This window comes from Flavobacterium sp. (assembly GCF_049318325.1).
GTDB lineage: Bacteria > Bacteroidota > Bacteroidia > Flavobacteriales > Flavobacteriaceae > Flavobacterium.
Window position 1 is genome coordinate 1 of sequence record NZ_JBMOGQ010000084.1, and the last position, 10,042, is coordinate 10,042.

General features: G+C 32.3%; 10 protein-coding genes, 1 other RNA gene and 1 pseudogene. 6 read left to right on the plus strand and 6 right to left on the minus strand.

Annotation, left to right across the window (positions count from 1 at the left end; translation table 11 throughout):
• Nucleotides 1-244: pseudogene (locus ACOYLP_RS08320) on the minus strand (M23 family peptidase); the annotation flags it as partial.
• A 185-nt stretch (nucleotides 245-429) separates the two neighbouring features.
• Between ACOYLP_RS08320 and ACOYLP_RS08325 the strand changes: the two are divergent.
• The 4 genes from ACOYLP_RS08325 (at nucleotide 430) to rny (ending at nucleotide 2,793) form a co-directional block, all read left to right on the plus strand.
• Nucleotides 430-720 (plus strand): hypothetical protein, encoded by a 291-nt coding sequence (locus tag ACOYLP_RS08325; RefSeq protein WP_422855717.1) that lies wholly within the window; start codon nucleotides 430-432, stop codon nucleotides 718-720.
• A gap of 4 nt (nucleotides 721-724) precedes the next feature.
• Complete coding sequence (locus ACOYLP_RS08330; protein ID WP_422855718.1) at nucleotides 725-1,018, plus strand: cell division protein ZapA; 294 nt, start codon at nucleotides 725-727, stop codon at nucleotides 1,016-1,018.
• A 53-nt stretch (nucleotides 1,019-1,071) separates the two neighbouring features.
• Nucleotides 1,072-1,178: non-coding RNA, 6S RNA (gene ssrS / locus ACOYLP_RS08335), on the plus strand.
• Between the two features lie 52 nt (nucleotides 1,179-1,230).
• Nucleotides 1,231-2,793 carry a ribonuclease Y gene (rny, locus tag ACOYLP_RS08340; RefSeq protein ID WP_422855719.1) on the plus strand — a complete coding sequence of 521 codons (1,563 nt, stop codon included), beginning with the start codon at nucleotides 1,231-1,233 and terminating at the stop codon, nucleotides 2,791-2,793.
• Nucleotides 2,794-2,846: 53 nt separating this feature from the next.
• Here rny and xerD read toward each other — a convergent pair whose 3' ends face one another.
• The 5 genes from xerD to ACOYLP_RS08365 all read right to left on the minus strand — a co-directional run bounded on the left by xerD (nucleotide 2,847) and on the right by ACOYLP_RS08365 (nucleotide 6,740).
• Entirely contained in the window at nucleotides 2,847-3,746 is a 900-nt protein-coding gene (gene xerD / locus ACOYLP_RS08345; protein ID WP_422855720.1) for a site-specific tyrosine recombinase XerD, read from the minus strand.
• A 76-nt stretch (nucleotides 3,747-3,822) separates the two neighbouring features.
• The gene (locus ACOYLP_RS08350; RefSeq protein ID WP_422855721.1) at nucleotides 3,823-4,293 is read right to left on the minus strand and encodes an outer membrane beta-barrel protein; all 471 of its coding nucleotides are present in this window, start codon (nucleotides 4,291-4,293) and stop codon (nucleotides 3,823-3,825) included.
• 161 nt (nucleotides 4,294-4,454) lie between these two features.
• Nucleotides 4,455-5,006 (minus strand): hypothetical protein, encoded by a 552-nt coding sequence (locus ACOYLP_RS08355; protein ID WP_422855722.1) that lies wholly within the window; start codon nucleotides 5,004-5,006, stop codon nucleotides 4,455-4,457.
• A 267-nt stretch (nucleotides 5,007-5,273) separates the two neighbouring features.
• Nucleotides 5,274-5,906, minus strand: a complete 633-nt coding sequence (locus tag ACOYLP_RS08360; protein WP_422855723.1) for a hypothetical protein — start codon at nucleotides 5,904-5,906, stop codon at nucleotides 5,274-5,276.
• A gap of 180 nt (nucleotides 5,907-6,086) precedes the next feature.
• Nucleotides 6,087-6,740: a hypothetical protein gene (locus ACOYLP_RS08365; protein ID WP_422855724.1), complete on the minus strand. Its 654-nt coding sequence runs from the start codon at nucleotides 6,738-6,740 to the stop codon at nucleotides 6,087-6,089.
• A 336-nt stretch (nucleotides 6,741-7,076) separates the two neighbouring features.
• Here ACOYLP_RS08365 and aroQ point away from each other — a divergent pair, with 336 nt between their 5' ends.
• Together aroQ and ACOYLP_RS08375 are read left to right on the plus strand one after the other, a co-directional pair.
• Nucleotides 7,077-7,499 (plus strand): type II 3-dehydroquinate dehydratase, encoded by a 423-nt coding sequence (gene aroQ, locus ACOYLP_RS08370; protein WP_422855725.1) that lies wholly within the window; start codon nucleotides 7,077-7,079, stop codon nucleotides 7,497-7,499.
• 74 nt (nucleotides 7,500-7,573) lie between these two features.
• On the plus strand, nucleotides 7,574-10,042 hold a 2,469-nt coding region (locus tag ACOYLP_RS08375; RefSeq protein ID WP_422855726.1), incomplete at its 3' end, for a DUF5686 and carboxypeptidase regulatory-like domain-containing protein.

Sequence of the window (10,042 nt, forward strand, 5' to 3'; positions counted from 1 at the left end):
CATAACCAACTTCTGAAATTTTTATTCTAGAAACATAGCCATCGGCAGAAGCGAAAACGAATAAACCTTCTTTTTTCTGAGTTTTAAAATCAAAACCTGCATGGATATGATTGGGACGCAATTCTCCAAAATTACCTGAAAGCTGTAATGGAATATCGAGTGGTGAACGAAAATAATCCTTAGGATATTGGATTTGTCCAAATGAATAAATTGAAAATAATAAAACAATACAAAAAAATCTCATAAAAAATTGTTTATGCTAATGTAATGAAAAGTGCGTAAAAATTTACAGAATAACTATTTTTATAACTACTTAAAAAACAATTTATTATAATTTCATCTTAAATTTGCGATAAATAATTAGTAAAAATATTGCGCAAACAAAATAGAATCCTAACTTTGTGAAGTAAGTAATGAATAAAATATTTCATGAGTGAAATTGCAGAAATAATTGATTCTGTTGAAAGTAGAATAACGAAACTTTTTACTAAAATAAATAGTTTAGAGCAGGGTTCTGTTTCATTGAAAGAGGAATTAGTTAAAGCTGCTGCAGTAATTCAAAAACAATCGGATGAGATTGCCGCTTTGAAATCGGAATGCGAATCACTCAAAATAGCTAATTCATTATTAGGCGGTGAAGAAAATAAAAGAGATACAAAACTTAAAATAAATTCATTAATCCGAGAGATAGATTACTGTATAGCGCAGTTATCAGACTAAAAACATGGATGAAAAGCTTAAAATAAAATTATCAATTGCAGACAGGGTTTATCCGTTAACGGTTGACATGTCACAAGAAGAAGGACTGCGAAGTGCTTCCAAAAAAATTGATGCGATGATTAAGCAATTCGAAGAAAACTATGCTGTTCGCGACAAACAAGATGTATTGGCCATGTGTGCTTTACAGTTTGCTTCGCAAGTAGAACAAAAAAAAGTTGACAGTTCCATTGACAGTAAAGATCTTGAACGATTGAAAAAGATTAATGATTTAGTAGCAGATTATCTCGAAAAGAAATAACGTTCTTATCACATAGGATTACAATACCGCCTACATTAGATTTTAATTGGTAAACTCAACACTAACAAATTAGAATGAGCGAATCGTCGTTACTAAAGCACGCCACTTTATTGTGGATCCTTGACCAACGAGTTAGCTCAAAACTTGTCTTTTCGAGTTTATGCATTCACCTAATGTAGGCTTTTTTTATATATAAACACAAACAAAAAAAAATGGAAACAATACTAATTATAGTTGCGCTTACAGGAGGAGTTGCTGGAGGTTTTGGAATTGCAAAATTCCTTGAAAAGAGTAATATCTCCAACTTGGTTAAAAATGCTAAAAAAGAAGCTGCATCAATTTTAAAAGATGCCAATCTTGAAGCTGAAAATATCAAGAAAGACAAGTTATTACAGGCAAAAGAAAAGTTTTTAGAATTAAAATCTGAACACGAGCAGGAAATTTTAAACAAAGACAAACGCATTGCTGAAATAGAAAAAAGAACTCGTGATAAAGAATCACAAGTTTCAAGTGAATTAGCAAAAGCTAAAAAAATAAACGACGATTACGAAGCCAAAACAACTGAATACACTTCAAAAATTGAGTTATTAGACAGAAAGCAGCAAGAGATCGAAAAGCTTCATAAAAGCCAGGTGCAACAACTTGAGGTCATTTCAGGTCTTTCTGCTGAAGATGCCAGAGAACAATTGGTAGAAAGCTTAAAAGCGGAAGCCAAAACTAAAGCCATGTCGCATATTCAGGATACGATTGAAGAAGCAAAATTAACAGCACAACAAGAAGCTAAAAAAGTCATCATTAACACTATTCAACGTGTTGGAACGGAAGAAGCCGTTGAGAATTGTGTTTCTGTTTTCAATATTGAATCAGATGATGTTAAAGGTAGAATCATTGGTCGTGAAGGTAGAAACATCCGTGCACTTGAAGCAGCAACGGGAGTTGAAATTATTGTGGATGACACACCAGAAGCTATCATCCTTTCTTGTTTTGACCCTGTGAGAAGAGAAATTGCTCGTTTGTCATTACACAAATTAGTAACTGACGGTAGAATTCACCCAGCTCGAATTGAAGAAGTTGTGGCTAAAACAACCAAACAAATTGATGACGAAATCATTGAAGTTGGTAAGCGTACCGTAATCGATTTAGGAATTCATGGTTTGCATCCTGAGTTAATTAAAGTGGTTGGTAGAATGAAATACCGTTCCTCTTACGGACAAAACTTATTACAACACTCGCGTGAGGTTTCTAAACTTTGTGGAATCATGGCAGCTGAATTGGGCTTGAATGTTAAATTAGCCAAACGTGCCGGTTTACTTCACGATATAGGGAAAGTACCTGATGCAGAAAGTGATTTACCACACGCGCTATTAGGAATGCAATGGGCAGAGAAATTCGGAGAAAAAGAAGAAGTTTGCAACGCCATTGGAGCGCATCACGATGAGATTGAAATGAAATATTTAATCTCTCCAATTATTCAAGTTTGTGATGCAATTTCCGGAGCAAGACCAGGCGCTAGACGTCAAGTTCTTGATTCTTATATACAACGATTAAAAGATTTAGAAAATATAGCTTTTGGATTTAATGGCGTTAAAAATGCTTATGCAATTCAAGCCGGACGTGAACTTCGTGTAATTGTTGAAAGTGAAAAAGTTAGCGATGAAAATGCGGCTAGTCTTTCTTTTGAGATTTCACAAAAAATTCAAACAGAAATGACTTATCCTGGTCAGGTTAAAATCACGGTTATTCGTGAAACCAGAGCGGTGAATATAGCCAAGTAAAATTTATACTGATATTTTTAAAAAAAGACTTGTCCCAAATGATGAGTCTTTTTTTATGCCTTTCTGGGATGAAAGGAATTGATGATTTGAGTCAAATGTTTTCGGTCTAAATGCACGTAAATTTCTGTAGTAGTAATAGATTCGTGCCCAAGCATCATTTGAATAGAACGCAAATCGGCACCGTTTTCAAGTAAATGTGTAGCAAATGAATGTCTTAGTGTATGTGGACTTATATTTTTCTGCAAATTGATCTTTATTGCCAACGTTTTGATGATTGTAAAAATCATAGCACGGGTAAGTTGTTTTCCCCTTCGGTTTAAAAAGAGTGTATCTTCAAAACCTTTTTTAATATCAAGATGATTTCTGATTGTGTTTCTGTATAACTCAATGTACTTCTGCGTCGACTTGGCTATAGGAACAAATCGCTGTTTGTTACCTTTTCCGGTTATCTTAATAAATCCCTCATCAAAAAACAAATCCGAAATTTTTAAAGATGTGATTTCCGAAACTCGTAGACCACAACCATACAAAGTTTCAAGTATGGCTCTGTTTCTTTCGCCCTCAGGAGTTGACAAATCAATAGCAGCAATCAAATTATCAATATCGTCAATGGAAAGTGTGTCAGGAAGTTTTCTACCTAATCTTGGTGCTTCAATTAGCTCCATTGGATTATCAGGGCGATAATCTTCAAATATAAGATACGAGAAAAAACTTTTTAGCCCGGAAATAATTCTAGCTTGCGAACGGGCATTCACTTCTTTGGAAACAGCATATATAAACTGTTGAATAGTTTCTTCATTTATTTTCTCTGGAGAAATGGTTATTTTGTTTTCATTTAAAAAAGCACACAATCGCTCAAAATCAAAGCTGTAATTAGCAATGGTGTTTTTAGATAAGCCTCTTTCTATTTTTAGATAGGATTGAAAACTTTTGATATAACTGTTCCAGTTCATAAGACAAAGAAACGAAAAGTAGGGTTATAAAAAAACCGCACCAATGGCGCGGTTATAATATTAGTTTAATATAGAATTAGAATTTATATCCAACACCAATTAATAAAACATTTGTTTTAACTTCGCCTGTTAGACCAATTGAATATCTTGGTTCAACAAAGAAATTATCAGTAATATCATAAGAACCACCTAAATCTAGACCAAAAACTGTCTTATCAACAACTTCTGATTCTAAACTATAAAATAAAGACGGACCTGCTAATAAATTAATTTTTTCTGCAACATTGTATTTAAATAACACCGGTACTGACAATGTACTTACACTACCGCCATTTGCTGAAAATGTGTGATAATTTAAACCAGGTTGCAAAACTAATTTATCTGCTAAACTAAATTCAACCAAACCACCTAGAAAAAATCCAGAAGCAGATCCACCACCATCACTTGAGGCTGAATTGAAACCACCTTTTACTCCAAATTTCATGTCTTGTGCATTGGCAAAAGTTGCAATTAAAACAACTGCCATAGTTAAAATAATTTTTTTCATGTTTTTTAATTTTTTAAAATTAGTTATGACAAATCTAATAATCTTTTTTTTACATCAAAAATATATGCTGTTTTTTTTTAATTTTTAACAGGAATAATTTTAAAACTTAATCAAAAAAAACCGCGCCAAAGGCGCGGTTTTAAAAATATTTTTTACAATTATTAGAAGTGTAAAGCGAAACCAACACATAATTGTAAAGCGCTGTCTGCTGCAGCATCTTTATTCATAGTGCTGTTATAACGGATACCTGGCTCAATAGAAACATTTTCTCCTAAGAATACAGCATATCCAGCTTGTAACCCTAAATAAGAAGGCGTTTCACTTCCTACTTTGTATACATCACCTGATGCTCCAGTATAATCAACTTGTACTGGGATATTACCCATAATGTAGTATTTTGCTCCGATTTTGTATGCAAAACCTCCAACATTACCAGTACCATCATCGCTAGAGTTGTAACCTAAACCAAGTTTGATAGCTAAGTTATCCATAATAAAATAACCTCCTTCAGCACCAATTGACATTTTTTTCAAATCTCCTTGAGAAGAATAACTTAAACCGGTATTAGCACTAGCAATTGTACCAAATCCAGTGTTAGCCTCGATTAACCATTTCCCTTTAGAAGTTTGAGAACCACTTGATTCTTTTTTGTCTTGTGCATTAGCAAACGATAAAGCGAATACTGCAGCAACTGTTAAAATAATTTTTTTCATGTTTGTTTTAATTTTAAATATTAATTAGGCAAATATAACATTGTTTGATTACAATAAAAATAAAACATTAAAAAAATTAAACCAATTATTTAATTTATCTTTTGTTTATTTAAGATAGGAGTAAAAAATGTTAATTACAATAGAGTTGCAAACTTTTAGTAGACAGAATATTTAAGGCCTTATGATGTAACTTAAAAAAATAAAAAGAATATAACCTGTTGGGGAAAATTTATATCTAATGTACAAAAGTAGCTTAAATATTATTTATTAATGGATATTAACTCCTCCTAAATACATAATAATGGATGAACTCTGATCTAGCTGAGCGACAATCCCTAATCCTTTTCCAAAACATACATAATCGTAAGTCCCATCTGTATCTGTAACTTTTACTTTCAGCAAGTTATTATAGGAGCAGGTTGGTGTAGTTAATGAAAAATTCAAAGAAACGACCTGCCATTGTTGTTCTTGACGTATCCACGATTGGTTTACAACAGGGTTATTTGGCAAATACAACCAACTTGAATCAGTTGCTGGGTCGTATTCATACAAATCTCCATTAGAATTACGATACCCATAAATCCAACAAAAATCATTGAAATTTGTCAGAATCGTTCCTCCTACAAATCTGGAAGTAAAATATGTGTTGCCATTTATGACTGTATCATCAACCATACGAACTCGAAAATTTGTTGTTTGTCCTAGTACATCTATGAAAAAATTCCATTCGTCAGACAACTCAGTAGGATACCAATAAGGACATCCACTTGCACCTCGACAAGGATCTGTTGTTGCACAATCACTTGAATTTGGGTTAGAATTATTGGAATTATCATTACTACATCCATTTAAAGAAATAAATGCAATAATAAAAAGGATGAATTTTAAAATATGTTTCATTTGGAAGATTATTTATTAGTGATAATTTATGTTATTAAATCATAAGCAAATACCTTATTTTACGTTTAATCTAGAGTAAAACAAAATAAAAATTAAGTATATAATAAATAGCAGAAAAGGTATTGGTTAGTTAAAAAAAAAGCCCCTGTTAAACAGAGGCTCTCTTGAATAAATTTAAGATTAGAATCTCCATCCAAGTCTAAAAGCTGGCAATACGTTTGGTTGAACTTTAAATTCAGTTGTTCCATCACCACCATCAGGCTTAGTGTTTAAAATAGCAACACCATAGTTGATTTCACATCCTAAATAGATATTAGGCATAATGTAATAATCAAAACCTGTAAACAATTGAGCAGACAAACCTAGAGTTGTTTGTTTTGCAGTACCAGGAGTAAGTGGATCACCAGTAATTGGATCAAAAGTTCCAGCTACACCAGCTGTACTTTGAAATCCGATATTACCTTCATATCCCCAGTAAGTAGATAATCTCTCAGCACCTTTCATGTGGTTTTCAACACCAACTCCTAAAGCTACAGTAAAAGCAGTATCTGCACCTTCTGCGCCAGAATTAGAGATAGACACATTACCAGTATATCTCATAGCTTTTGTTTCACTCATAAATTTTCTTGCTCTTATTCCAGGAATGTTACTTCCATAAAAATTTGGCAATGAGAACATTGATGATGCTGCGCCAGCAATGTTAGGTGAAAATGACAATTCGAACTGAAGACTTCCTGCAGATGGTTTAGTGAAAGTTCCAGCATCAGTTTTAATTTGTGCGTTAGCAAACGACAAAACGAATACTGCAGCAACTGTTAAAATAATTTTTTTCATGTTTGTTTAATTTTAATATTAATAATGGGTCAAATTTAAAGTAATCTAATTCAATCATCCAAATTTAAAATTGGAGTTATCAACAAGTTTATTAACAATAAATAACATTAATTCACTGAAAAACATAGTTTTAATGTTTTTAAATGTTTTATAAATTTAAACAGTGTTAAAAGAAAATATGCTTTTTTAGTTCATTTAAAAGAATAGTACTACGAATATTGCAGTTTTTAGACTTAAAAAAGAACCCAAAAAGGACTTGATTTTGAAAAAAACATAATATCATAAGTAAATATCATTATTTTTATTGTCTAAATAACCCGAAAGCATAAAAAAGAAATGAAAATAATCATAATTAACGGCCCAAACTTAAACTTGCTAGGAAAACGTGAACCTGAAGTATATGGCAACATCACTTTCGATACTTTTTATGAAAAATTGAAAAAGAGCTATCCAAACATTATATTTTCTTATTTTCAAAGTAATATAGAAGGAGAGCTAATTGATAAAATACAGGAAGTTGGGTTTACTTATGATGGCATCATTCTTAATGCTGCCGCTTACACACATACATCCGTTGGTATTGGCGATGCGGTAAAAGCAATTACAACTCCGGTGATTGAAGTGCATATATCCAATACCTTTTCAAGAGAGACTTTTCGTCATCAATCTTTTATTTCACCAAATGCCAAAGGAATTATAATAGGTTTTGGCTTTAAGAGTTATGAATTGGCGTTGCAATCTTTTTTAGTTAATCAATAAAATCTCTGTGAATCTCTGTGAATCTCTGTGAATCTCTGTGAATCTCTGTGAATCTCTGTGTAATAAAAAAATTTATGAAAAAAATTACTTCTCTCCTATTTATATTAATTTCCCTCAATTGCTTATCCCAAATAAAAGGAACCGTAACTGATGTCAAAGGAAATCCATTAGCATTTGTAAACATATTTGAAGAGAATACCTATAATAGCACTACCTCTAATGAGCAAGGAAAATTTGAATTAAATATCAAAATCCCAGGAAACCATAATATCATATTTCAATATTTAGGGTATAAAACAATTAAACAAATTGTTGATTTAGATAAAACCCCAATCTTACTTGATGTTATGATGCAGGAAGAAAACATCACATTAAAAGAAGTTATCATAAATCCGAAAGATAATCCCGCGAATGAGATTATCAGAAACGCCATTAAAAACAAAAAAGAAAACTCTGAAAAAACTGCTCGTTTCAAAGCCGATTTTTATTCCCGTGGAATTATTCGATTGAAGGATGCGCCAAAAACCATCATGGGACAAAAGTTTGATTTCTTTGATGAAATACTAGACTCCACCCGAAGCGGAATCATTTACTTGTCGGAAACGGTTTCGAAGATTGCCTTTCAAAAACCGGATAAAATGAAAGAAGTCATCGTGGCTTCTAAAGTAAGTGGAAAAGATAATGGTTTTAGTTTCAATAGTGCGGCTTCGGTGAATTTTGATTTTTACGAAAACTATCTTCCGTTTGAGATTAATGTTGTTTCTCCTATTGCAGATAATGCATTCAACTATTATAAGTACAAATTTGAAGGTTCTTTTTTTACCGAAAATCGTCAACAGATTAATAAGATAAAAGTTATTCCTCGCCGCGAGACCGAACCGGTTATGGAAGGCTACCTATATATAGTAGATGACTCTTACGCAATTTATGCCACAGATTTATCCATAAAAGGTAACCAGATGCAGTCTCCAGCTATAGACAAACTGACATTGAAACAGAGTTACAGTTACAATTCTAATAATAAAATTTGGGTTAAAAACACTCAGACACTTGACTTTATAGCTGGTTTACTTTCCATTAAAGTCAATGGGCGATTTACGTATGTCTATTCTAATTTTGAATTTGAGAAACAGTTTGATAAAAAAACATTCACCAATGAAATTCTATCTTTTCAGGAAAACGCCAATAAAAAGGAAGATTCGTTTTGGAATACTATTCGCCCTGTTCCTTTGACAGAAGAAGAATCAACTGATTACACTAAGAAAGATATCTTGCAAACCAAAAAGAAATCAAAAGTATATTTAGATTCGATTGATGCAAAACGCAACAAATTTAAAGTGATGGATATTTTAAATGGCTATAGCTATAATAACTCTTTTAAAAAATGGTCATTGGATTATGACGGACCATTGAAGTCAATCTCTTTCAATACGGTTCAAGGCTATAGAATCAATGCCGGTTTGTCTTATACCAAACGTGATGAAGATAAAAGAACGTTTACTAGAATTAGTTCCCGATTTGATTATGGCTTTTCAGAAGAAAAAATAAGAGCCACAGCCAACTATACTCATAAATTCAACAACACTAATAATAGTTTGTTGATTTTTAATGGTGGAAGTTCCGTAGCTCAATTTAACGGAAGTAATCCTATTTTAAATATTGTAAATAGTGTTAGCACCTTGTTTTTCAAAAACAACTTCATGAAATTGTATGAAAAGAATTTTGTTTCGGGCTTTTTTGGAAGGGAGATTGTCAATGGTTTTTATATGAATATCTGTGCCGAATACGCTGAACGAAAACCTTTATACAACACTACGGATTATACCGTTATAAAAAGTGATGATTTATACACATCCAACAATCCACTTGATCCAAACGATGAAACATCTGCAGCTATAAGCAAACATAATTTGTTTAAAACTAATGTACTGATGCGTTTTAATTTTGGTCAAAAATACATAAGTCGTCCTGACGGAAAATACAATATTCCGAATGATGATTACCCCTCTTTGTCTTTAGGTTATGAAAAAACATTTGCTGCAACTGATAAAAATTATGAATATGATTTTGTGGCTGCGCGGGTAAATTATGATGTGACTTTAGGCAACAAAGGAACCTTACAAATGGCTTTCAAAGGTGGTAAATTCTTCAATGCTGACAATATTTCATTTGTTGATTACAAACATTTCAATGGCAATCAAACCCACATTGGGCAATCTGAAAGTTATACTAATGAATTTAATTTGTTGCCTTATTACGCTGCAAGCACCAAAGATAGTTATAACGAAACTCATATTGAACACAATGACAAAGGTTATTTTATGAATAAAATTCCGTTATTAAAATACTTGAAATCACAATTGGTGTTGGGTTTTCACAACTTAGCTGTTCCCGACCGAAAACCGTATCAGGAATTCTCACTTGGATTAGACAATCTTGGATTTGGAAAATACCGATTGTTCAGATTGGATTATGTTCGTTCGTATCAAAACGGTTATCAGGGTGATGGAGTTATCTTTGGTTTGAAGTTTTTGAATATGTTG

Excerpts from the sequence above, each read along its gene's own strand:
- ACOYLP_RS08325 (WP_422855717.1), top strand. The coding sequence starts at position 430 with ATGAGTGAAATTGCAGAAATAATTGATTCTGTTGAAAGTAGAATAACG.
- ACOYLP_RS08330 (WP_422855718.1), top strand. The coding sequence starts at position 725 with ATGGATGAAAAGCTTAAAATAAAATTATCAATTGCAGACAGGGTTTAT.
- rny (WP_422855719.1), top strand. The coding sequence starts at position 1,231 with ATGGAAACAATACTAATTATAGTTGCGCTTACAGGAGGAGTTGCTGGA.
- xerD (WP_422855720.1), bottom strand. The coding sequence starts at position 3,746 with ATGAACTGGAACAGTTATATCAAAAGTTTTCAATCCTATCTAAAAATA.
- ACOYLP_RS08350 (WP_422855721.1), bottom strand. The coding sequence starts at position 4,293 with ATGAAAAAAATTATTTTAACTATGGCAGTTGTTTTAATTGCAACTTTT.
- ACOYLP_RS08355 (WP_422855722.1), bottom strand. The coding sequence starts at position 5,006 with ATGAAAAAAATTATTTTAACAGTTGCTGCAGTATTCGCTTTATCGTTT.
- ACOYLP_RS08360 (WP_422855723.1), bottom strand. The coding sequence starts at position 5,906 with ATGAAACATATTTTAAAATTCATCCTTTTTATTATTGCATTTATTTCT.
- ACOYLP_RS08365 (WP_422855724.1), bottom strand. The coding sequence starts at position 6,740 with ATGAAAAAAATTATTTTAACAGTTGCTGCAGTATTCGTTTTGTCGTTT.
- aroQ (WP_422855725.1), top strand. The coding sequence starts at position 7,077 with ATGAAAATAATCATAATTAACGGCCCAAACTTAAACTTGCTAGGAAAA.